The 524-nt window shown below is 75.4% G+C and carries 1 protein-coding gene; it reads left to right on the top strand.

Annotated features, from left to right (window positions below):
• The coding region (locus tag GTR00_RS22385; RefSeq protein WP_166613659.1) for a zinc-binding dehydrogenase at nucleotides 1-524 on the top strand (524 nt) is incomplete at both ends.

The raw sequence follows: 524 nt of genomic DNA, 5'->3' as shown, positions 1-524 counted from the left end.
GGTTCCTTCTTCGCCTCCGACAACACCTGCGAGATCTGCCGCGCCGGCTACCAGACCTCCTGCCTGCACCGCGAGGTGCTCGGCACCGGTGGCGCCGCCCAGGCCGAGCGCATGCGGGTCCCGCTGGCCGACGGCACTCTGGTGGCCACCCCCGGCGTCCCCGACGCCGACCTCGTCCCCAGCCTGCTGGCCGCCTCCGATGTGCTGGGCACCGGCTGGTTCGGCGCCGTGGCCGCCGAGGCCGGCCCCGGCAAGAGCGTCGCGGTCGTCGGCGACGGGGCCGTGGGCCTGTGCGCGGTGCTGGCCGCGAAGCAGCTGGGCGCCGAGCAGATCGTCCTGTTCAGCCGGCACGCCGACCGGCAGGCCCTGGGCCGCGAGTTCGGCGCCACCGACATCGTCGCCGAGCGCGGCGAGGCAGGGATCGCCGAGCTGAAGGAGCTCACCGGTGGGCTGGGCGCGCACTCGGTCGTCGAGGCCGTCGGCACCCACGAGTCGATGCACCAGGCCATCGGCTCGACCCGCCC

Origin of the sequence: Kineococcus indalonis (genome assembly GCF_009906395.1) — a bacterium.
Classification (GTDB): domain Bacteria; phylum Actinomycetota; class Actinomycetes; order Actinomycetales; family Kineococcaceae; genus Kineococcus; species Kineococcus indalonis.
This window is presented reverse-complemented; position numbering and strand designations above follow the sequence as displayed.